The organism is Nocardioides sp. ChNu-99, assembly GCF_029493445.1.
Lineage (GTDB): Bacteria > Actinomycetota > Actinomycetes > Propionibacteriales > Nocardioidaceae > Nocardioides.
Map to the genome: position 1 here is coordinate 1 of NZ_JAHWBL010000056.1, position 21,409 is coordinate 21,409.

20 protein-coding genes are annotated in these 21,409 nt (G+C 74.4%); 16 read left to right on the plus strand and 4 right to left on the minus strand.

Annotation, left to right across the window (positions count from 1 at the left end):
• From KK617_RS15195 to KK617_RS15205, 3 genes are all read left to right on the plus strand, one after another.
• Positions 1 to 278: response regulator transcription factor (locus tag KK617_RS15195; protein WP_277500945.1), on the plus strand; the 278-nt coding region annotated here is incomplete at its 5' end.
• On the plus strand, positions 275 to 1,147 hold the full coding sequence (locus KK617_RS15200) for a sucrase ferredoxin (protein WP_277500946.1): 873 nt from the start codon (positions 275 to 277) through the stop codon (positions 1,145 to 1,147). The genes KK617_RS15195 and KK617_RS15200, both read left to right, overlap by 4 nt.
• Positions 1,148 to 1,268: 121 nt before the next feature.
• On the plus strand, positions 1,269 to 1,856 hold the full coding sequence (locus KK617_RS15205; protein ID WP_277500947.1) for a hypothetical protein: 588 nt from the start codon (positions 1,269 to 1,271) through the stop codon (positions 1,854 to 1,856).
• 57 nt (positions 1,857 to 1,913) lie between these two features.
• Here the strand turns inward: KK617_RS15205 and KK617_RS15210 are convergent, their stop codons facing one another.
• Positions 1,914 to 2,495 carry a DUF4303 domain-containing protein gene (locus tag KK617_RS15210; protein WP_277500948.1) on the minus strand — a complete coding sequence of 194 codons (582 nt, stop codon included), beginning with the start codon at positions 2,493 to 2,495 and terminating at the stop codon, positions 1,914 to 1,916.
• A 74-nt stretch (positions 2,496 to 2,569) separates the two neighbouring features.
• Here KK617_RS15210 and KK617_RS15215 point away from each other — a divergent pair, with 74 nt between their 5' ends.
• The 10 genes from KK617_RS15215 to KK617_RS15260 all read left to right on the plus strand — a co-directional run bounded on the left by KK617_RS15215 (position 2,570) and on the right by KK617_RS15260 (position 13,941).
• Positions 2,570 to 3,457: a hypothetical protein gene (locus KK617_RS15215; protein WP_277500949.1), complete on the plus strand. Its 888-nt coding sequence runs from the start codon at positions 2,570 to 2,572 to the stop codon at positions 3,455 to 3,457.
• A 233-nt stretch (positions 3,458 to 3,690) separates the two neighbouring features.
• Positions 3,691 to 5,541 carry a molecular chaperone DnaK gene (gene dnaK / locus KK617_RS15220; RefSeq protein WP_277500950.1) on the plus strand — a complete coding sequence of 617 codons (1,851 nt, stop codon included), beginning with the start codon at positions 3,691 to 3,693 and terminating at the stop codon, positions 5,539 to 5,541.
• On the plus strand, positions 5,538 to 6,152 hold the full coding sequence (grpE, locus tag KK617_RS15225) for a nucleotide exchange factor GrpE (RefSeq protein WP_277500952.1): 615 nt from the start codon (positions 5,538 to 5,540) through the stop codon (positions 6,150 to 6,152). The genes dnaK and grpE overlap by 4 nt, the downstream gene beginning before the upstream one ends.
• 108 nt (positions 6,153 to 6,260) lie before the next feature.
• On the plus strand, positions 6,261 to 7,424 hold the full coding sequence (gene dnaJ, locus KK617_RS15230; protein ID WP_277500953.1) for a molecular chaperone DnaJ: 1,164 nt from the start codon (positions 6,261 to 6,263) through the stop codon (positions 7,422 to 7,424).
• Positions 7,424 to 7,873 (plus strand): MerR family transcriptional regulator, encoded by a 450-nt coding sequence (locus tag KK617_RS15235; RefSeq protein WP_277500954.1) that lies wholly within the window; start codon positions 7,424 to 7,426, stop codon positions 7,871 to 7,873. Before dnaJ ends, KK617_RS15235 begins: the two co-directional genes overlap by 1 nt.
• Before the next feature lie 139 nt (positions 7,874 to 8,012).
• Positions 8,013 to 9,329, plus strand: a complete 1,317-nt coding sequence (locus KK617_RS15240) for a hypothetical protein (protein WP_277500955.1) — start codon at positions 8,013 to 8,015, stop codon at positions 9,327 to 9,329.
• The gene (locus KK617_RS15245) at positions 9,326 to 10,426 is read left to right on the plus strand and encodes an Abi-alpha family protein (protein ID WP_277500956.1); all 1,101 of its coding nucleotides are present in this window, start codon (positions 9,326 to 9,328) and stop codon (positions 10,424 to 10,426) included. Before KK617_RS15240 ends, KK617_RS15245 begins: the two co-directional genes overlap by 4 nt.
• Before the next feature lie 49 nt (positions 10,427 to 10,475).
• On the plus strand, positions 10,476 to 11,450 hold the full coding sequence (locus KK617_RS15250) for an alpha/beta hydrolase (RefSeq protein ID WP_277500957.1): 975 nt from the start codon (positions 10,476 to 10,478) through the stop codon (positions 11,448 to 11,450).
• 37 nt (positions 11,451 to 11,487) lie between these two features.
• Positions 11,488 to 12,162 carry a class I SAM-dependent methyltransferase gene (locus KK617_RS15255; protein WP_277500958.1) on the plus strand — a complete coding sequence of 225 codons (675 nt, stop codon included), beginning with the start codon at positions 11,488 to 11,490 and terminating at the stop codon, positions 12,160 to 12,162.
• Positions 12,163 to 12,693: 531 nt separating this feature from the next.
• Positions 12,694 to 13,941 (plus strand): HNH endonuclease signature motif containing protein, encoded by a 1,248-nt coding sequence (locus KK617_RS15260; RefSeq protein WP_277500959.1) that lies wholly within the window; start codon positions 12,694 to 12,696, stop codon positions 13,939 to 13,941.
• A gap of 407 nt (positions 13,942 to 14,348) precedes the next feature.
• Here KK617_RS15260 and KK617_RS15265 read toward each other — a convergent pair whose 3' ends face one another.
• The gene (locus KK617_RS15265; RefSeq protein ID WP_277500960.1) at positions 14,349 to 14,603 is read right to left on the minus strand and encodes a CDGSH iron-sulfur domain-containing protein; all 255 of its coding nucleotides are present in this window, start codon (positions 14,601 to 14,603) and stop codon (positions 14,349 to 14,351) included.
• The gene (locus KK617_RS15270; protein ID WP_277500961.1) at positions 14,600 to 15,580 is read right to left on the minus strand and encodes an iron-containing redox enzyme family protein; all 981 of its coding nucleotides are present in this window, start codon (positions 15,578 to 15,580) and stop codon (positions 14,600 to 14,602) included. Before KK617_RS15270 ends, KK617_RS15265 begins: the two co-directional genes overlap by 4 nt.
• Before the next feature lie 243 nt (positions 15,581 to 15,823).
• Here KK617_RS15270 and KK617_RS15275 point away from each other — a divergent pair, with 243 nt between their 5' ends.
• Positions 15,824 to 16,354: a DUF6328 family protein gene (locus KK617_RS15275; protein ID WP_277500962.1), complete on the plus strand. Its 531-nt coding sequence runs from the start codon at positions 15,824 to 15,826 to the stop codon at positions 16,352 to 16,354.
• 16 nt (positions 16,355 to 16,370) lie between these two features.
• On the opposite strand, the gene KK617_RS15280 is transcribed toward KK617_RS15275, so the two are convergent.
• Positions 16,371 to 17,843 carry a hybrid sensor histidine kinase/response regulator gene (locus KK617_RS15280; protein ID WP_277500963.1) on the minus strand — a complete coding sequence of 491 codons (1,473 nt, stop codon included), beginning with the start codon at positions 17,841 to 17,843 and terminating at the stop codon, positions 16,371 to 16,373.
• Positions 17,844 to 18,128: 285 nt separating this feature from the next.
• Between KK617_RS15280 and KK617_RS15285 the strand changes: the two genes are divergently transcribed.
• Both KK617_RS15285 and KK617_RS15290 read left to right on the plus strand, forming a co-directional pair.
• Positions 18,129 to 20,765, plus strand: a complete 2,637-nt coding sequence (locus KK617_RS15285; RefSeq protein ID WP_277500965.1) for an AAA family ATPase — start codon at positions 18,129 to 18,131, stop codon at positions 20,763 to 20,765.
• A gap of 87 nt (positions 20,766 to 20,852) precedes the next feature.
• The coding region (locus KK617_RS15290) for a hypothetical protein (RefSeq protein ID WP_277500966.1) at positions 20,853 to 21,409 on the plus strand (557 nt) is incomplete at its 3' end.

Sequence of the window (21,409 nt, forward strand, 5' to 3'; positions counted from 1 at the left end):
CGCCCGTGCTGGGGCGCCGGGCGGCCGGGTCGGGCGCGTCGGGGCGCGGGGGCGGCGCGCGCGCCGCGAGGCCCGACCGCACGGACGAGCCGCTGACCTCCCGCGAGCGCGAGATCCTCGGCCTGGTCGCCCAGGGCCGCAGCAACGGGGAGATCGCCCGTCAGCTGTTCATCAGCGTCAAGACGGTGTCGGTGCACGTCTCGAACATCCTCGCCAAGCTCGGCGCGTCCGGGCGCACCGAGGCGGCGGCGCTGGCCCGCCGGAAGGGACTGCTGTGACGTTCCGCTGCGCCGCCGCCAGCGCGGCCGACGACGAGCCCCTCGCGGGCACCGCGCCGACCGACGACACGTGGCTGCTCGTCGAGCAGCCCGGCCCGTGGGGCCGCAAGGCGCTGCGGGAGAGCGACCTGCCGCCCGAGGTGGCGGCCCACCTCGGCGGGCTGCGGGGCGTGCGGGTGCAGCTGGTGCGCCGGCCCGGACGGCGGCCGGACGGCCCGCGGCACGTGTTCGCCGCCCGCCGCGAGGGCGCCGGGTACGCCGTCACCGCGGCCCTCCTGCCCGACCTCGCCGCCCTGCTCGGCACCCGTGCCGACGACGTCGCACGGGGCGCGCTGCCGGGAGCGGCGCCGTACCCGGACCCGCTGTGGCTGGTGTGCACCAACGGCCGTCGCGACCTGTGCTGCGCCGAGCTCGGGCGCCCGGTGGCGCAGGCGCTCGCGGACCGGTGGCCCGAGGCGACGTGGGAGACCACGCACCTGGGCGGGCACCGGTTCTCCGCGACGCTGGTGGCGCTGCCGTCGGGGGTGGCGCTGGGTCGGCTCGACCCGGGCGGAGCGGTCGCGGCGTGTGCCGCGCTGGCCGACGGGCACGTCCCGCTCGAGGTGGCGCGGGGCGCGGCCGGCCTGCCCGCGGCCGCCCAGGCGGCGGAGCTGCACGTGCGGGCGACGACGGGGCTGACCGCGCTCGACGCGGTGCGCGTGCTCGAGGCCGGGGACGACGAGGTCGTGCTCGCGGTGGCGGGCGGCGGCGGGGCCGAGGAGCTCGTGCGCTGCCGCGTGGCGTCGCGCCCGGGCGCCGCGCGCCGGCAGAGCTGCGGGGACGAGAAGACGGGTGCCGCACCGGTCTGGGAGGTCGTCACCGTGCCGTGAGCCGCGCCGTGAGGGCCGCGGCGCCCGGTCGCCCGTTTGGTCGGCTTGACACCCGCGACGAGAATGGCCGACCAACGGCCCGCGGTGCGCGGGCAGGGACGAGACCGAGGGAGTCACCGCGGTGGTGGACGAGAACGACGACCGGCCCGTGCTCGTGGGCGTCATCGCCCTCGTGGGGGTGGGCCTCGTCGTCGGCCTGATCGTGGGGCTCGTGGCCCTCGGCGGCGTGCGCGTGCTAGGTCTCTCCGGCGGTGGCGGCGGCGGTGGGGGCGAGGCCGCGGAGCCCACCCTCGTGCTGCCCGAGGTGAGCCTCACTGACTCGCCCACGGGGCCGCTCATCACGCTGACCCCCGAGGGCGAGGGGGGCTCCGAGGACGCGGAGGAGTCCGAGGAGCCCGAGCCGGCGGCGACGACCACCACCACGACCGCGGCGGCCGCGCCCGAGATCACGCTGCAGGCGAGCACCACGAGCGCGGGCGTCATGGACCGCATCGACATCTCCGGGGTGTACACCGGCGGCGACGGCGCGATCCTCACGATCCAGCGCTTCACCGACGGCAGCTGGAACGACATCGCCGCCAACACCTCGGTCTCCGGCGGGCTGTACTCCACCTACATCGCGCTGGGCCGGCCGGGCGAGAACCGCATCCGCGCCGTCGACGACAGCACGGGGCTGGCGTCGAACGAGGTCACCATCCAGATCGGCTGACCGGCGGGTCCGCCCACCCGGCTGGTCCGCCCACCCGACTCACCCCTGCCTGACGCGTCAGGCGCCGAGGTGGGCCCGCGCCGCCGCCACGAGGTCAGGGTCCGGGTGGTCGCGGTCGAGCGCGTCGATGCTCGCGACGGTGGGGGCCATGGCGCCGTCGGTGTCCGTCACGAACAGCACCGGGTGGCTGCCCGGCGCGACCTCCGCCAGGCGCGCGCGCACCCGTGCGTCGCCCAGCGCGTCGTCCAGCAGCGCTCGGCCGACCCGGCGCCACTGCCCGGCGTCCGGGGCGGCGTCCAGAGCGGCGTCGTGGGCGCGGGCGAGGGCATCGCTCACGCGCACCAGGGGCTCCGCGCCGTCCTCGGGGACCACGCCCAGGTCGCCGTCGCCCCACTCGTCGGGCCACCAGCGCAGGTGGGCGCGCATGCCCTCGTCGTCCCGGTCGGCCGCGGACTGCGCCGCTACCAGCCGCACCAGGGCCCCCTCGCCGTGCGCGGCGAGACCGACCGTCGACACGTCGGAGTCGGTCAGCAGCGCGACCGCGTAGACCCGCTCGCCGACGTGCGGCGCGAGCAGCGGTCCGAGGGTCGCGACGATGCTCGTGACCAGGCGGTCGCGCAGCGCGTCGAGGTCGTCCACGGAGGCAGCGTAGGTGGGACGATGGCGTCGTGCGCCTCCGCTCCCGTCGTGATCGTGGTCCTTCCGTCCGCTCGATGTGGGCGGCCTACGAGGCCGGAGACGTGTCCCGCGCGGAGGAGATCGCCGAGCAGCTCGTCGCGGGATCGCCCGACGACCACGACACGTGGTTCCAGACGGGACTGCTCGCCAAGGTCGAGGGCAGGTGGGAGCTGTGCGCCGAGCGCAGCGAGCGCGCCGTGCCGCTCCTCACGCCGCGGGGCCGCCGTTCCTACCGGGGCGAGCATCCCTCGGCGTGGAACGCCGGGATCGCGGCCACGGTGCTCGAGCGCTGGGCCGACGCGCGCAGGGCCTGGGACGTCGCCGGCGTGGGGGTCGACCTGGGGGAGGGCGACGGGCCCATCGAGGCCGACCTGGGGCTCGCGCCCGTGCGCCTCAACCCGGAGGAGCGGCCGCCGACCGCGCCGGGCGGAGGGGCGAGCGCCGTCGTCTGGACACGCCGCCTGAGCCCGGCGCACGGCCGGGTCGTCAGCATCCCGTTCGCCGAGACGGGTCACCGGTACGGCGACCTCGTCGCTCACGACGGGGCGCCTTCCGGCACCCGCACCCTGGACGGTCGCAAGGTGCCCGTGTTCGACGCCCTCCGGCTCATCGAGGCCTCGACGACACCGGCCTGGGAGGTGAGCGTCGAGGGGGCCGGGCCCGCCGACGTCGAGGCGCTGGCCGACGCGGTGCTGGACGCCGGGCTCGGGTTCGACGACTGGGGCGGTGTCCGGGTCCTCTGCGCCGAGTGCTCAGCCGGTGACCCCGACCGACGTGGGTCCCACCGTCACGAGGACCCGCCGGCGGGCTCGGGTCGACTCGTGATCGCGGGCGAGCGCGACGTCGCCACCGCTCTCACCGCCGCGTGGAGCGAGCAGCGGCCCCACGTCGTCGCGGGCCCGCCCGAGCCGATCCGCGACTGAGCGCTGCGGATCCGCCAAGGCGGGAATGGAGTCGGCCGGACCTGCGTTGCCCCGTACGACGAAAGTTGAGTTGAGTCGGCTCAGCAAATTTGTGAGACTCGACCCGGCGACGCACCATGGGAGTCACGCCCGGAGCGTCGGTCGCGGTCAGACGCAGATGGTCCCACCCGACTCGACGCCGGTCCCGCAGACAGCCCGGTACCCAGCCCGGCACCCCAGCACAGGAGGAACACATGGCTCGCGCAGTCGGAATCGACCTCGGCACCACCAACTCGGTCGTCGCCGTCCTGGAGGGCGGCGAGCCGACCGTCATCGCCAACGCCGAGGGCGCGCGCACCACGCCGTCCGTCGTCGCGTTCGCGAAGTCCGGCGAGGTCCTCGTCGGCGAGGTCGCCAAGCGTCAGGCGGTCACCAACGTCGACCGCACCATCCGCTCGGTGAAGCGGCACATGGGCACGGACTGGAAGACCCAGCTCGACGACAAGTCCTTCACCCCCCAGCAGATCAGCGCGTTCGTGCTCCAGAAGCTGAAGCGCGACGCGGAGGCCTACCTCGGCGAGCCCGTGACCGACGCGGTCATCACGGTGCCGGCGTACTTCTCCGACGCGCAGCGCCAGGCGACGAAGGAGGCGGGCGAGATCGCCGGCCTCAACGTCTCCCGCATCGTCAACGAGCCGACGGCGGCCGCGCTGGCCTACGGCCTCGACAAGGGCGACGACCAGACGATCCTCGTCTTCGACCTCGGTGGCGGCACGTTCGACGTCTCGCTGCTGGAGATCGGCGAGGGCGTCGTCGAGGTGAAGGCCACCAGCGGCGACAACGAGCTCGGTGGTGACGACTGGGACAAGCGCGTCGTCGAGTGGATGGTCACGAAGTTCAAGAACGCCAACGGCGTGGACCTCGGCGCGGACAAAATCGCCGCGCAGCGCCTCCAGGAGGCGGCGGAGAAGGCGAAGATCGAGCTCTCCTCCTCCAGCGAGACCACGATCCACCTGCCCTACATCACCCACGGCGAGTCGGGCCCGCTGCACTTCGAGGAGAAGCTGACGCGCGGCGAGTTCCAGCGCATCACCGCCGACCTGCTCGAGCGCACCAAGTCGCCCTTCCAGCAGGTGCTGAAGGACGGCGGCGTCGCGGTCTCCGCGATCGACCACGTCGTGCTCGTGGGTGGTTCCACCCGCATGCCGGCCGTCTCCGACCTGGTGAAGGAGCTGCTCGGCGGCAAGGAGCCCAACAAGGGCGTCAACCCGGACGAGGTCGTCGCGCTCGGCGCGGCCCTGCAGGCCGGCGTGCTCAAGGGCGAGGTCAAGGACGTGCTGCTCCTCGACGTCACGCCGCTGAGCCTGGGCATCGAGACGAAGGGCGGCATCATGACCACCCTCATCGAGCGCAACACGACGATCCCGACCAAGCGCAGCGAGATCTTCACGACGGCGGACGACAACCAGCCGTCGGTCGAGATCAAGGTCGCGCAGGGCGAGCGCCAGATGTGGTCGCAGAACCAGCCGCTCGGCAACTTCGAGCTGACGGGCCTGCCGCCGGCGCCGCGTGGCGTGCCGAAGATCGAGGTCACCTTCGACATCGACGCCAACGGCATCGTGCACGTCTCGGCGAAGGACCAGGCCTCGGGCCGCGAGCAGTCGATGACCATCTCCGGCGGCTCGGCGCTCGGCAAGGACGAGATCGACCGCATGGTCAAGGAGGCGGAGCAGTACGCCGAGGAGGACGCCAAGCGGCGCGCCGCCGTCGAGGCCCGCAACACGGCCGACCAGCTCGTCTACACGACCGAGAAGTTCCTGACGGACAACGCGGACAAGCTGCCCGAGGACGTCAAGACCGAGGTGCAGGGCGACGTGGACGCGCTCAAGGAGGTGCTGGGTCGCGACGACGCCACCGCCGACGAGATCCAGGCCGGCGTCACGAAGCTCAACGGCTCCAGCCAGAAGATGGGCGCCGCTCTCTACGCCCAGGCCGAGGCCGACCAGGCCGCGGCCGGCGGCACCACCGGCTCGACCGGTGAGGCCGACGAGGACGTCGTCGACGCCGAGATCGTCGACGAGGGCCCCGAGGGTGAGCAGAAGTGACGGCTGACCAGCCGCACGAGGAGCGCCCGCCGTCCGAGTCGCCCTCGGGCGAGGTGGACGAGCCGCAGGTCGCCGAGCCGACCGAGTCGAGCCTCGCCGGTGGCGAGGCCGGCTCGGCCGGCGAGGCGGGCGAGGCGGGTCCCGCCGACGAGGCGGGGGCCGACCAGGCCGTCGCCGACGAGCTCGCGGTGACGCGGATGGAGCTGGCGGAGCGCACGGCGGACCTCCAGCGCCTCCAGGCGGAGTTCGTCAACTACAAGCGCCGCGTCGAGCGCGACCGCGAGCTGCTCGCCCAGAACGCGTCGTACAAGGTGCTCGCGCCCGTGGTCGAGGTGCTCGACACCATCGACCGCGCGCGGGAGCACGCCCCGCTGGAGGGCGGCCTCAAGGCCGTCGCCGACCAGCTGGAGCGGGTGGTCGGGGCGCAGGGCCTGACGAAGTTCGCCGAGCCGGGCGACGCGTTCGACCCGAACCTCCACGAGGCGCTGTCGACCATGGGCAGCGACCCGGAGGTCACCGTGCCCACGGTGAAGGTCGTGGCCAAGGCCGGCTACCGCATCGGCGAGCGCGTCGTGCGCGCCGCGCAGGTGCTGGTCGTCGACCCGGAGTGAGGTGACGGCCGGGCCGGTACGACGTCGTACCGGCCCGGCCGGCCCACCCCGCCCGCACGAGCGGGCCGGGTGGTGGACGTCGGAGACGAGTGACGAGGAGGTGCGCGGATGAGCAACGCCGACTGGGCGACGAAGGACTTCTACAAGGTGCTGGGTGTCGGGAAGGACGCCTCGGCCGACGACATCAAGAAGGCCTACCGGAAGCTGGCGCGCGCCAACCACCCCGACTCCAACCCGGGCGACACGGCGAAGCACGACCGCTTCAAGGAGGTCGCCGAGGCCTACGACGTGATCGGGGACCCGGCCAAGCGCAAGCAGTACGACGAGGTCCGCGCCATGCCGAGCGGCTTCGGCGGGGGCTTCGGCGGGGGCGGCGCCGGCGGGTTCGGCGGCTTCGACCTCTCCGACCTGCTCCGCGACCGCGCCGGCGCAGGTGGCGCGGGCGGGGCCGGCGGCATCGGCGACATGTTCGGCGACATCTTCGGGGGCCGGCGCCAGCAGACGCGCAGCCGCGCCACGAAGGGCGCCGACGTCGAGAGCACCGCGACCATCAGCTTCACCGACGCCCTCGAGGGCGTCACGATCTCGCTGCGCCTGGCCAGCGAGGCGGCCTGCCCGACGTGCAACGGCACCGGCGGCAAGCCCGGCACCAAGCCCCACGTGTGCGTGGAGTGCGAGGGCGCGGGCTACGTCGTCGGCTCGGTGGGCGGCGCGTTCTCGATGAACGAGACCTGCCCGGTCTGCCACGGCCGCCAGCTCGTGTACGACGAGTCGTGCCCCACCTGCCACGGCACCGGCCGCGGCACGTCGGCCCGCACGATCCAGGCGCGCATCCCGGCGGGCGTGAAGGACGGTCAGCGGATCCGCCTGCGCGGCAAGGGCGCCCCGGGCGAGAACGGTGGCGGTGCGGGCGACCTGTTCGTCACCGTGAAGGTCTCGCCGCACCGCCTCTTCGGGCGCCGCGACGACAACCTGACCCTCGACGTGCCCGTCGGCTTCGACGAGCTCGCGCTCGGCGCGGAGATCAAGGTCCCGACGCTGGGCGGCGGCCCCGTCACGCTGCGCATCCCGCCGGGCACGCCCAGCGGGCGCACCTTCCGGGTGCGCGGCAAGGGCGCGCGCCGCGCCGACGGCACGAACGGCGACCTGCTGGCCACCGTGCAGGTGCAGGTGCCCGCCACCCTCGACGCCGGGGCGCGCGAGGCCGTGGAGAACTACCGCGCGGCGATGGCCGGGCGCCCGCTGCGGGCCGGGCTGTTCGAGGAGGCGTGATGGCCGCCCGCGGTGGCCCCGCGGGGCCGGACCCCGACGCCGCGGTCTTCGTCATCTCCGTCGCGGCCGAGCTGACCGGGCTCCACCCGCAGACGCTCCGCGCGTACGAGCGGATGGGGCTCATCACCCCCGGCCGCACGGGCGGCGGGGGCCGGCGCTACTCGGCCCGCGACATCGACCGCCTGCGCGACATCGCCGAGCTCACCTCCGCCGGCACCGGCATCGAGGGGGTGCGGCGCATCCTCGACCTCGAGAACCACCTCGTCGCGCTGCGCCGGCGCAACGAGGAGCTCGTCGCCGAGCTCGAGGCGACGCGCGAGGCCCTGCGGCAGGCGGTCGCGGCCCGCCGTACGACGCCCGCCCCCGCCCGCGCGGGGAACCTGCCCGTGCTGCGCCCGGCCGACCCCAGCCAGTCCCTCGTCGTGTGGCGGCGCAACCGCGGCGTGTGAGCCCGCGGGTGATCCAGGTCTCGCGATCGTGGTCCGCCGAGGCTACTTGCGGTTAACCTTCGCAACGGCACGAGCGGGAGAACGACCCGGGGGCGGCGACCCGCACCGGGCAGGACGTCGCGAGGGGTGAGGTCGACACGTGGACGCTGCAGGTGAGTGGCTGCGTGACTACCTCGCCCACATGGACTGGGTGCACTTCTGGTCCATCCCCGTCTTCACCGCCGTCGTGGGCTGGCTGATCAACTGGTCGGGCCTGTGGATGCTGTTCTCCCCGACCCACTTCCACGGCTTCCGGGTGCCCGGGCTCAAGGAGCTGGCCGCGGCGTCGCCGCGCAAGGTGCAGGAGATCCCCGGCTTCCTGCGCGGCGGGCTGGGCTGGCAGGGCATCGTGCCCGCGCGCGCCGCCAAGATGGGCAGCATCGCCGTCGACAAGGCGATCGCGAAGCTCGGCACGCCGGCGGAGTTCTACCAGGAGCTGGAGCCCGACCGCATCGCCGAGCACATCGTCGAGATGTTCTCCCCCGAGATCCCCGAGCTCGTCGAGCAGGTGATGCTGCGCGAGCACCCGCGGCTGTGGCACGACCTCCCGCGGCCCGTGCGCGTCGCGATCGTGGAGCGGGTGCAGCACCAGCTGCCGCAGGTCGTGCGCCGGGTGACGACGGAGATCGGCATCCACATCGACCAGCTGCTCGACCCCAAGATCATGGTCATCGACCACTTCGAGAAGAACCCCGACCTGGTCGTGCGGATCTTCCGCGACTTCGGGGCCAAGGAGCTGCGGCTCATGGTGGTCTTCGGGTTCGTCTTCGGCTTCCTGCTGGGCATCCCGGTGGCCGTCATCGACCACGCCTTCGGGCAGTGGTGGGCGCTGCCGCTCATGGGTGTCGTCGTCGGGTGGATGACCAACCTGCTCGGCATGTGGCTGATCTTCGACCCTGCGGAGCGCACCAAGGTCGGCCCCTTCACGTTCCAGGGCCTCTTCCCGCGCCGCCAGTCCGAGGCCGCCGAGATCTACGCCCGGCACATCGCGACGGACGTGATCACGCTGGAGCGCATCGGCGACTTCCTGCTCGACGGCCCGCGCGGCGACCGCACCCGGCAGATGCTCGCGACGGCGCTGGAGCCCGCGATCGACGGCGCGATCGGGCCGGCGCGCGGTGCGGTGCGGGTGGCCGTCGGCACCAGCCGCTTCGACACCATCAAGGAGTCGGTGGCCCAGGAGGCGGTGGGCCGCACCATGCGCCCCTTCCAGGACCCCGTGTTCAGCGCCCGGCAGTCCGACAAGATCCAGAGCCTCATCGCCCAGCGCTGCAAGGAGCTGCCGCCGCGCGACTTCGTGGAGATGATGCGGGCCGCGATCAAGGAGGACGAGTGGATGCTCTACGCCCACGGCGCCATCATGGGCGCAGCGGGTGGGTTCCTCCACCTCTGGATGTTCGGGGTCGGAGGCCGGTGAGCAGGGGTACGTCGGGCGGCAGCACGTCGGGCGGCAGCACGTCGGGCAGGGGCACGTCGGGTGGCTGGGGCGCGCCGCGCCAGCAGGTGGTGCGCGAGGACGGCACGCCGGCGCTCCCGGCGCCGTCCCGGTCGAGGCGCCCGCGGCTGCCGGCCCGGGTGCCGTCGTTCCTGCCTGCGGTCGTCGCCGACCGGGTGCCGGCCTCGTTGGCGCCCGCGGTCGACGCGCTGCCCGGGCTGGCCCGCATCGCGGCCACGACGGCGTACCACACCGCGGAGTGGGGGGTCACGGCGTACGCGCGGACCGGCCGCAAGCTCGTGCGCGCCATGGTCGACCCCGACGCCGCGGCGGAGCTGACCCGCGACCTCAACGACGCAGCGGCCCTGGTCTCGAGCGTCGCGCGGGCCCTCTCGTCGGGCACGCCGCTGCCCCAGGCCGTGGCGCAGGCGCAGGCGCGCGTCCCGGCGGAGCGGGCGAGCGCGGCGCCCGTCCCCGAGACCCACCACGGCTCGCGGCGCCTCAGCGAGGAGCAGCGGCTGCGCGCGAAGGGCGCGAAGCTGCTGGAGCAGTCGCGCGACGTGTGGCACACCGAGGGCAGCCACCCGGCGTACGAGCGGATCCTCGCCGACATCGCGCCCGACGAGGCGCGCATCCTGGTGCTGCTGCTCAAGGACGGCCCGCAGCCGTCGGTCGACGTGCGCACCGGCGGCCCGGTCGGGATGGTGAACTCCCAGCTCGTGGCCCGGGGGCTCAACATGATCGGAGCGCGGGCGGGGCTGCGGTACGTCGAGCTCGTGCCGCAGTACCTCAACAACCTCTCGCGCCTCGGGCTGGTGTGGCAGTCGTCGGAGTCGCTCGACGACCTGCTGCGCTACCAGGTGGTCGAGGCGCAGCCCGACGTGCTGAGCGCGACGCACTCCGTGAAGTTCGCGCGCATCCTGCGGCGCAGCATCCACCTGACGCCGTTCGGGGTGGACTTCGCGCGGATGTGCTTCGTGACGGAGGCCGAGGTCGCCTCCACCGCCTTCCCGGTGCACCAGGCGCCGCCCACGTCGCCGTCGTCGGAGAAGCTGGCGCCGGCGCCCCGGGCCGACTGAGGGCCGGGTCCCACCGCCCGGCCTGGACCCGGCTGGCAGCCTGGGAGGCGTGAGCGCCCCCCGTCCCGACCTGCCGCCGCCCGGCGTCACCCACGACGTCGACGACCGCCCGCCCACGCCCTGGACCCGGCTCTACGTGGCCGGCATGTGGCTCGGGCGCGACAAGGACGCGTTCACGGGCGCCGAGCACACCCGGGAGAACGCGCTCGCGCTGCAGCGGAAGGGCGACGCCCCGCCCACGCGGTGGACGCGGCGGCGCCTCGACGTGCGCGAGGAGCAGCGGCACGGGATGCGCACGTGGGTGGTGCGGCCCCGCGACACGGCGCCCGTCGCCCGGGTGGTCTACCTCCACGGCGGTGGCTACGTGCACCCGCTGACGGCCGACTACTGGCGCCTCGTGCGCGCCCTGGCCGCGGCGCCCGCGGAGGTCGTCGTGCCGGCGTACCCGCTCGCGCCCGGCGCGGACGTCGACGAGGTGCTGCCCCGTCTGCTCGGTCTCGTGGGCGACGCCTGCGCCGACGACCTCCCGCTCGTCGTCATGGGCGACTCGGCGGGCGGGGCGCTGACGCTGGTGATCGGCCAGCGGCTGCGGGGCCAGCCGCGGCAGCCGGCGCGCCTCGTGCTGCTGTGCCCGTGGCTCGACGCGACCCTCGACGAGGACGAGGTCGGCGACCTCGAGGCCACCGACCCCATGCTGGAGGAGGGCGGGCTGCGCGCGGCCGGCCGGTGGTGGGCGGGGCCGCGCGACCCCGCCGACCCGCTGGTCAGCCCCGTCGCCGGGCCCCTCGACGGCCTGCCGCCGCTCGAGCTGTTCATCGGCGACCACGACATCCTGCGGCCGGCGGTCGACGGGCTGGTACGGCGCGCGCTCGCCGCCGGCGCGACGCTGCGGGTGCGGGAGGTGACGGCCATGTTCCACGTGTGGATGACGCGGGCGGTGCCGGAGGCCGCGCGCACCCGGCGTCAGCTGAGCGAGCTGGTGCGTGCGGCGGCGGCCGACGGGGTACCGGGCGGGGGTCGGTGAGGTGCCTGACGTCTCGTCGCGCGGGTACCGGGCGCCCATGACCAGCGACGCCGTGTCAGTCGAGCCTGCCCCGGGGCCGCCGCCCGCCGAGGGCGTGGAGCAGCTCACCACCGTGTTCTCGACCGAGCTCATCCGCTGGGACCGGCGCGTGCTGGAGCCGCGGCCGTGGACCGTGGCCCAGTCGGTGTGGGTGGCGCAGCTCGCCGCCACCGCCCCGCCCGGCCCGATCCTCGAGCTCTGCTGCGGCGCCGGCCACATGGGGATCGTCGCGGCCAAGACGGCCGGCCGTCCGCTGGTGCAGATGGACCTCGACCCGGTCGCCTGCGACTACGCCCGCCTCAACGCGGCCGCCGCCGGCGTCGCCTCCGAGGTCGTGCAGGGCGACTTCCGGGCCGTCGAGCCCCTCGCGCCGACGTACCCCCTCGTGCTCGCCGACCCGCCGTGGGTGCCGCGCGAGGAGGTCGGGCAGTTCCCCGAGGACCCGCTGCTCGCCATCGACGGCGGACCCGACGGCACCGACCTCGCCGTCGCCTGCGTCTCCCACACCGCGCGCGTCCTGCTCCCGGGCGGCCACCTCGTGCTGCAGGTCGGCCCCGTCGACCAGCTCGCCGCGCTCGAGGCCCATGCCGACGTCACCTCCGGCGCGCTGCGCGTCGCCGAGGTGCGGCAGTTCGACCGCGGCATGCTCGTCCACTTCGCCGCCGCGGAGTAGAGGGCCGGGCGCGCCGGGTACGCCGAGTCGTCGCGAGCTGCACGCGCAGGGCCGCCGAGTCGTCGCGAGCCGCACGCCTAGGGGCGCCGAGTCGTCGCCAGCCGCGCGCCGCCCGGCGCGCGCGCTCCTGGTGGTTGAGGTGGCCGCCCCGGCGGCCCTCGAAACCACGCCGGGGTACGCCGAGTCGTCGCGCGCTGTACGCCTAGGGGCGTCGAGTCGTCGCGAGCCGCGCGCCGCCCGGCGCGCGCTCTTGGTGGTTGAGGTGGCCGCCCCGGGCTGCCCTCGAAACCGCGCCGGGGTACGCCGAGTCGTCGCGCGCTGTACGCCTAGGGGCGTCGAGTCGTCGCGAGCCGCGCGCCGCCCGGCGCGCGCTCTTGGTGGTTGAGGTGGCCGCCCCGGCGGCCCTCGAAACCACACCGGGGCACGCGAGTCGTCGTCAGCGACGCACCCCTTCTGAACTGCGCAGACGTCAGTTGTGGAGAGGCGCGGATCGAGCCCAGGAATGTCGGTGGTCCCTGGTGTCATGGACCTATGACCGAGACGGCGCTGCACCCCCTCGCCGGGGTCGTCGCGCGCGTCCACGACGACCTGGACGACGGGTTCGAGCTCGGTCTGCTGACGCTGGGCCCGGTCGAGACGGGCGCGGCCCTCGTCGAGCTCGAGCGGGCCGCGAACCGTCTTGCCGCGCTGCAGTCGCGGCTCCTGGCCCACGCCAGCGAGGTGCGCGTCGAGGACGCGACGGGTGCGGCGTCGACCGCGGTGTGGTTCGCGAACGCCACCCAGGTGACCCGCGCCGAGGCCCATCGCCGCGTCCGTGTCGCGGTCGCCGTGAACGAGCAGTACGGCGTCCTCGCCGCCGCGGCTGCTTCCGGCGCGGTCTCGCCCGATCAGCTCGAGGTGGTGGTGCGGGCGCTGGATGACCTGGGCGACGTGACCGCGGAGGTCAGGGATGAGGCGGAACGCACGCTGGTCGGGTTCGCCCGCGAGCACGACGCCAAGGCCCTGCGCGTCCTGGGCCGGCGGATCCTCGACGTCGTCGCGCCCGCTGTCGGTGAAGCCCGGGAGGCGGAGCTGCTGGCGCAGGAGGAGCGCGAAGCGGTCGCGAAGATCCGGTTGACGATGCGCGAGGACGGCCACGGCTGTGTCCACGGGCGGTTCACGGTGCCGGAGCTGCACGGGGCGATGTTCACCAAGATGCTCGACGCCATCTCTTCGCCGCGACGCAGCCACCTCCGGGCCGGGAGCGATGGCGACGCGGCTGATGCTCGGCCCGCCTGGGAGCGGCGTGGCCAGGCGTTCGTCGAACTCATCGAGCGGATGCGTGACGCCGACCTCCCCGACGCCGCCGGAGCCGGCGCGACGGTCGTGGTGACGATGTCGGTCGACACCCTCACCGGCGGCCTGGCCGCAGCGTCGCTCGACACCGGCCACCGCATCTCGCCCGGCGAGGCACGACGCCTCGCCTGCGGCGCGGACCTCGTCCCGGCGGTGCTGGGCACGAAGAGCGAAGTCCTGGACCTGGGCCGGGCCGCGCGGTTCCACACCAAACCCCAGCGGATCGCGATGATCCTGCGCGACGGGGGGTGCACCGCAGAGGACTGTGACGCACCACCGCACCGGTGCGAGGCCCACCACGACGATCCCTGGTCACGCGGAGGAGGGACGTCGGTGACGCGCGGTCGGTTGCTGTGCTGGCGCCACCACCGCGTCGCCCACGCCCCGACGTACCTGACCGAGACACTCGGCACCGGCAAGCTCAGGTTCACCCGACGGGTCTGATGAGCCCGGATGTCTGACACGTGGTTTCGAGGGCCGCCGGGGCGGCCACCTCAACCACCGGAATGGGCCGGCGGGCCACCTCGCCAACGCAGTGCGCGCGACCGCCTCAGCCACCGCAGTGCCGCGCGACCACCTCAACCACCGGAATGGGCCGGCGGGCCACCTCAGCCAACGCACTGCCGCGCGACCGCCTCACCCACCGCACTGCCGCGCGACCGCCTCAACCACCGGAATGGGCCGGCGGGCCACCTCACCCACCGCACTGCCACGCGGCCACCTCGCTCACCGGCGGGCGCGCACGCGGCCACCATCAACAGAACCCCTCGGTGGTGAGGTGGGTTGCTCCGCAATCCCTCGAAACCATGCCCGGGCAGGCAGGCAGGTCAAGTCGGGCGGGACGGGGGCCCTCAGGAGTTGTTAGCAGCGCGGCGCTTGTTGAGCAGTGCGTGGGTGCCGTCGCACCAGGGCGCGCGGGCGGTGCCGCCGCAGACGCAGACGGCGACGACGGGGCGGGTGACGGGGTGGGCGCGGCCGTCGGCGTCCATGACCTCGTCCGCGCCGCGCAGCAGCAGCGGACCGTCGGGGCACACGCGCACGCGCACGGGGTCGCGACCGGCCTCCCGACCGCCAGCACGACCGGCGTCGGGGGCGCCGCTGCTCATCGGCCAGCCCCGGCGAGCTCGGGCGCGGGGGCGGTGATCGCGTCGTACAGCGCCTGGCTGGCTTCCGCGTCGATGATGAGGCAGGTGGCGGCGCCGAGCAGCAGGTCGTCCTCGATCGCCGGCTCGGCGGCGACGGCCGCGCCGCAGATGTCGCCCATGACGACCTGCTCGTGGACGGCGTCGGCCTCGACGTGCTCGTGGAAGTACGCCGCGGCGGCGTCCGGCAGGCCCACCCGCTCGATGCCGACCGCGATGCGGCGGCACGGGTCCGTGCTCGTCGCCTCGAACGCCGCCAGGTGACCGAGGGACGCGCCGCGCAGCCGGCGCTGCATCGCGAAGAGCGACATCACGTTGTTGGACAGCAGGGTGGGCGCCTCGACCTGGTCGATGTAGGCGCCGTACGTCGCGTCCAGCCCGCAGGCCTCGAGCGCCTCGGCGTACAGGTGGGAGTGCAGGCGCTCGGGGCGCCCCCCGCCGTACTCGTCGTAGAGCAGCTCGCCCAGCGCCACCTTCGCGGGCCCGTCGACCCGGCCGAGCACGAAGGCCTGGGGGTCCGACTCCTTGAGGTGGTAGACGCTGCGCTCGACGAGGTAGGCGAGCACCTGCTCGCGGGTCGCGCGACGCTGCAGGTGGCGCGCCAGCGGCGTCGACGGCCCGGCGTCGACCAGGGCGCGCAGGCGGCCCTCGACGGTGGCGGCGGCCGCACGGGCCTCGTCGACGGCGGCGCGGGTGAGGTCCCGCAGCTCGGCCTCGAGGAGGTCCTCCGCGTGGTGGCGCCAGCGCAGCAGCTCCAGGTCGCGCTCGGCGTCGGGCGACGCGTCGCCGAACCCGCGGTAGGCGAGCTCGTAGACCGTCCACAACGCGATCTGGGCGTCCTCGCTCCGGATGTCGGTGACGCTGGGGATCTCCGCACGCCCGCCGCGCACGACCTCCACCACTGCCTCGCTGATGGGACCTCGGGGCCGGGGCAGGTGCATGCAGTCCTCCTCTGTCAGTGACGGCGAGCCAGTACCCGTGGACACCGTTCGCAGTCGCCTGTGGATCGCCTCGCCGTCGCCGCCGCGCGGCCCCGCCAGCGTAGGCAGCCGGTGGTCGCGGCCACCCCGCCGCAGGACGACCGCGGGGCGAACCACCGGCGACGACCCGTGGCCGCGCCCGACCCCGCGGCGTACGCTGGCCGGTCAGCGACAGGCCAGGGACGGGGGGCCAGGAGGCGCACGATGCCGAGCCACGACCCCCACCCCCCGCAGGAGGCGCGCGACCACCTCGGGGCAGGTCTCACCGACGAGCGGCTCGACCGCAACTGGTCGGAGCTGATGCAGGAGCTGCGGGTCGTGCAGACCGGCGTGCAGCTCCTCACGGGCTTCCTCGTGACCATCCCGTTCACCGAGCGCTTCGGCGACCTGACCGAGGGTCAGCGCACGCTCTACCTCACGCTGCTCGTCGGCTCGGTGCTGACGACGGGGCTCATCGTGGCGCCGGTGGCCTACCACCGGCTGCTCTTCCGCCAGCGCCGCCGCCGGTGGCTGGTGGAGTCGGCGAACCAGCTGGCGCGGGCCGGGCTGCTGCTCCTGGCGCTCGTGTGCTCCGGCGTCGTCCTGTTCGTCTCCGACGTCGTGCTCGGCCTGCGTCCGGCCCTGGTGCTCGCTGGCGCGGTGCTCGTCACCCTGCTCCTGCTGTGGGCCGTCGTGCCGCTCCTCCTCGGGCGCCGGGACGGGCCCCGGGCCACGCCCGGCCGGCCCCGGACCTAGGCGCCCGGCCCCGGACCTAGGCGGTCGGCAGCTGGACGGTGAAGATCGACCCGCCCTCGGGGTGGCGGCGGTAGGCCACCGAGCCGCCCTGGGCCTCGGCGAGCGTGCGCACGATCCACAGGCCCAGCCCGGTGCCGCGGGCGACGGCGCCGGAGCCGCGGGTGAACTCGCGGAACAGGTGGGGCTCGAGCTCGGCCGGCACGCCGGGCCCGCGGTCGACGACCTCGATGCGCACCGTGCCCGAGCGCCCGTCGCGGACCACGACGGTGCAGGGGGGCGCGCCGTACTTGCCGGCGTTGCTCAGCAGGTTGCCCAGCATCTGCTCCACCCGCAGCGGGTCGGCCATCGCGGCCCGGTCCGAGGTCACGTCGACCGTCACGTCGTCGGCGTGCGCGAGCAGCTCCTGGACCAGCGCGCCGATCACCGTGGGCCGCGGGTCCACGTGGAGGGTGCCGAGGTGGACCTGCGTCGCCGTGTAGAGGTCGGACGTCACGCGGTCGAGCTGCTGCACCTGGCGCACGACGGTGCGCAGCAGCCGGGTGCGCTCCTCCTCGGGCAGCGGGTCGCCGCCCCAGCCCAGCACGTCGACGGCGCCGTCGATCGCGGAGATCGGGCCGCGCAGCTCGTGCGCGGCCGTCGCGATGGCCCGCCGCAGCATGCCGAGCTCCTCGTCGGTGGCGTCGAGGTAGACGAGCACGCCCGCCTCGGTCCGCCGTACCGTCACGTGCACGGAGCCCGCACCGACCGCCACCTGCAGCTCGACGTGGTCGTGGTGGCGGTGGTCGGCCACGGCCTGCGCCAGCTCGGGCGCGGTGAGGCCGAGCAGACCGCCGGGGGAGAGGGGTACGTCGACCACCCCGCGGGCCGCTGCGTTGCTCGCGATCACCCGCGGGGCGGGCTCGTCGGACACGACGAGGATCCCGTACGGCGCGTGGTCGAACGCCAGCGTCGCCAGGTCGGCGTTCGTGACCGGCGCCGGCCGCACCGCGGGCGTGGTCGCCGGGCGCAGCGGCGTCGAGGTCGCGAGACCGGTGGCGGCGGACGTGACGGCCAGGGGACGCGTCGGTCGCTCGGGGTCGCCGGCGAGCTCGCGCACGTAGGTGAGGATCGAGTGGAGCGAGGTGCCCTTCTCGACGTACCCGTCGGCGCCCGCGGCGACCGCCCGGTTCGCCATGTGGGCGGCCCCGAAGGCCGACATGGCGACGATCCGCGCGCCGGGGCTGGCGCGCCGCAGCTGCGGGAGCGCCTCGATGCCGTCCATCCGTGGCATCGCGATGTCGAGCAGCACGACGTCGGGCTGGGTGCGCCCGACGACGGCGAGCGCGTCGAGGCCGTCCACCGCCTCGCCCACGATCTCGAACCCGCCGCGGGTGAGCATCAGGCGCAGCAGGTTGCGCAGGTCCGGGGTGTCGTCGACGACGACCACGCGGGCGGGGCGCGGGGACGCCTCGGGGTCGGCGGGTGGGACCGGCGGCTCGAGGGTGCGCATGGGAGGTCCTTCGGGGAGGGTGGACGAGCCGCCCGACGGGTGGCCCGGTCGATCTTCCGAGTGCCGACGTGTCCCGCGCCACGGAACGCAGCGAAAGACTGGCGCAACGCTGACGCAAGCCGGGCGGGTACCGGTCGTCGGGACGCTCGGCGTGGACAACATCGAAGTTGAGGGGAACAGACTCAACTTGACTGCGGTTGAAGTGGTCAGGCGGCCACACTGGGCCGCGCGCCCCGCACCACCAGCGCGAGGCACCACACCGGATCGTCCAGGGGAGGCACGGAGATGAGTCAGTTCGGGGCCGACAAGTTCACCACCCGCGCGCGCGACGCGATCGCCGCGGCGCAGCTCGCCGCGACGTCGGCGGGCAACAGCGCCACGGAGCCGGTCCACCTGCTCGTCGCGCTGCTGCGCGAGTCAGGCGAGGGCATCGTCGGCACGATCGTCACCGGGTCCGGTGTCGAGCCGGGTGCCCTCCTGGGCGCCGCCGAGCGCGCCGTCGGCGCCCTGCCGAGCGCCACGGGCGCGACGGTGCAGCAGCCCGGCGCGTCACCCGCGCTCACCCGCGTCCTGGCGAAGGCCATCGACCTCGCGGGCGCGATGAAGGACGACTTCGTCGCCTCCGAGCACCTCCTCGTCGCCCTCTCCTCGGTGGAGAGCTCGGCGCAGCGGGTGCTCACCGACGCCGGCCTCACGACGCAGGGTCTCTCGGAGCAGCTCGTCGCCGTGCGCGGCTCCCGGCGGGTCACGAGCCAGGAGGCCGAGTCGACGTACGAGGCGCTGGAGAAGTACTCCGTCGACCTCACCCGCGCCGCGGAGGAGGGCCGGCTCGACCCGGTGATCGGGCGCGACGCCGAGATCCGCCGCGTCGTGCAGGTGCTGAGCCGGCGCACCAAGAACAACCCGGTGCTCATCGGCGAGCCCGGCGTCGGCAAGACCGCCGTGGTCGAGGGGTTGGCCCAGCGCATCGTGGCCGGTGACGTGCCGGACTCGCTCAAGGGCCGCCGCCTGCTCAGCCTCGACCTGGCGGCGATGGTCGCCGGCGCGAAGTACCGCGGCGAGTTCGAGGAGCGCCTCAAGGCCGTCCTCGAGGAGATCAAGGACGCCGGCGGCCAGGTCATCACGTTCATCGACGAGCTGCACACCGTGGTCGGCGCGGGCGCCGGCGGCGAGGGCGCGATGGACGCCGGCAACATGCTCAAGCCGATGCTGGCGCGCGGCGAGCTGCACATGGTCGGCGCCACGACGCTCGACGAGTTCCGCGAGCACGTCGAGAAGGACCCGGCGCTGGAACGGCGCTTCCAGCAGGTCTTCGTCGGCGAGCCGAGCGTCGAGGACACCATCCAGATCCTGCGCGGGATCCAGGAGAAGTACGAGGCCCACCACCGCGTGCGCATCACGGACGCCGCGCTCGTCGCCGCCGCGACCCTGAGCGACCGGTACATCACCGGGCGCCAGCTGCCCGACAAGGCCATCGACCTCATCGACGAGGCCGCGAGCCGGCTGCGCATGGAGCACGAGTCGTCCCCCGAGGAGATCGACCAGCTCCGCCGGCAGGTCGAGCGGCTCAAGATGGAGCAGTTCGCGCTGGAGAAGGAGAGCGACGACGCATCGGTCGAGCGCCTCGCACGCCTGCGGGCCGACCTCGCCGACCGCGAGGAGGAGCTGCGCGGCCTCGAGGCCCGCTGGGAGCGCGAGAAGCAGAGCCTCGAGGGCGAGGGCGAGCTGCGCCGCCAGCTCGAAAGGTTGCGCACGGAGGCGGACCGGCTGGAGCGCGAAAGCACGCCGCTGCCGGAGGGCGCCGAGAAAACTGAAATGCTGCGCCAGCGCTACGAAAACAGCGTGAAGGTCCGAGAGCTTGAGGAGCGGATCAACGCCTCTCAAGCCATGGGGAAGGCCGGCGACGACGACGCGGAGCCGCTCGTCGGCGACGAGGTCGGCGCCGAGCAGATCGCGGACGTCGTCGAGGCGTGGACGGGCATCCCGACCGGCCGTCTCCTCGAGGGCGAGAGCGCGAAGCTGCTGCGGATGGAGGAGGTCATCGGCGAGCGCCTCATCGGCCAGCACGAGGCCGTGACCGCGGTGAGCGACGCCGTACGCCGCTCGCGGGCAGGCATCTCCGACCCGAACCGGCCGACGGGGTCGTTCCTGTTCCTCGGCCCCACGGGCACGGGCAAGACCGAGCTGGCGAAGTCGCTCGCGGACTTCCTGTTCGACGACGAGCGCGCGATCGTGCGCATCGACATGAGCGAGTACTCGGAGAAGCACGCCGTGTCCCGCCTCGTGGGTGCGCCCCCCGGCTACGTCGGGTACGACGAGGGCGGCCAGCTGACCGAGGCCGTGCGGCGCCGGCCCTACTCGGTCGTGCTGCTCGACGAGGTGGAGAAGGCGCACCCGGAGGTCTTCGACATCCTGCTGCAGGTGCTCGACGACGGTCGCCTCACCGACGGCCAGGGCCGCACGGTCGACTTCCGCAACACCCTGCTCGTCCTCACCTCGAACCTGGGGTCGAGCTACCTCGTCGACCCGCTGCTGGACCCGGGGAGCAGGCGCGAGCAGGTGATGGGGGTCGTGCGGGCGAGCTTCAAGCCCGAGTTCCTCAACCGGCTCGACGAGATCGTGCTCTTCGAGGCGCTGAGCAAGGAGGCGCTGACGAGCATCGTCGACATCCAGCTGCGCCTGCTGGAGGAGCGGCTGGCGGCCCGGCGCATCGGCGTCGAGGTGACGCCCGAGGCGAAGCAGTGGCTCGCCGACACGGGCTACGACCCGGCGTACGGCGCGCGCCCGCTGCGGAGGCTCATCCAGAGCGCCATCGGCGACCCGCTGGCGCGGCTGCTCATCGGCGGCCAGGTCGCCGACGGCGGTGCGGTGCGGGTCGTGCGCGCCGAGGGCGACGAGGGGCTGCGGCTCGAGGTCGTCTGATCGGCGGCGTGACGCGGCCCGGCGCGCGGGGACCGAACGGCCCGCCGCGCGTCCGGGCCGCACCCACGCGTCTGGTGGAATGAGCGGGTGAGCCCGTCCGCACAGCAGCCGCGTCCGCCCCAGGTCACCTTCTCCGGGTGGCTGGTCGTGGGCGGGTCCGTGATCGTGCTGCTGGGCGCGTTCGAGGCCATGGCCGCGCTGCGCACGCTCGAGACGCGCGAGATGCTCCAGCAGTTCCTCGCCGAGGCCCCCGGCAGCTCCCTCGGCCTCTCCTTCGAGGGCGCGCGCGAGATGCGTCGCGTCGCGATCCTGGTGCTCGGGGCGTGCGCGACGGCCGCTGCGGTGCTCGGCTTCCTCGCCCTGCGGCGCGACCGGTTCGCCCGGGTGGTGCTCAGCGTGCTCGCGGTGCCGATCTTCGTCGCGGGCTCGATCGCCGGCGGCTTCGCCTCGGCGGTGGTGACCGTCTCCATCGTCATGCTGTGGCTCGAGCCGGCGCGCAGCTGGTTCGCCGGGCGCCCGCTGCCCGAGCGCTTCCGGCTGCCGCGCGAGGGCGGCGCCGCCCGCCGCGACCGCGACCGGCCGGACCCGTTCGCCGTCCCGCCGCGCCACGACCAGCAGCCCGGCCAGCCCGGCCAGCCCGGCCC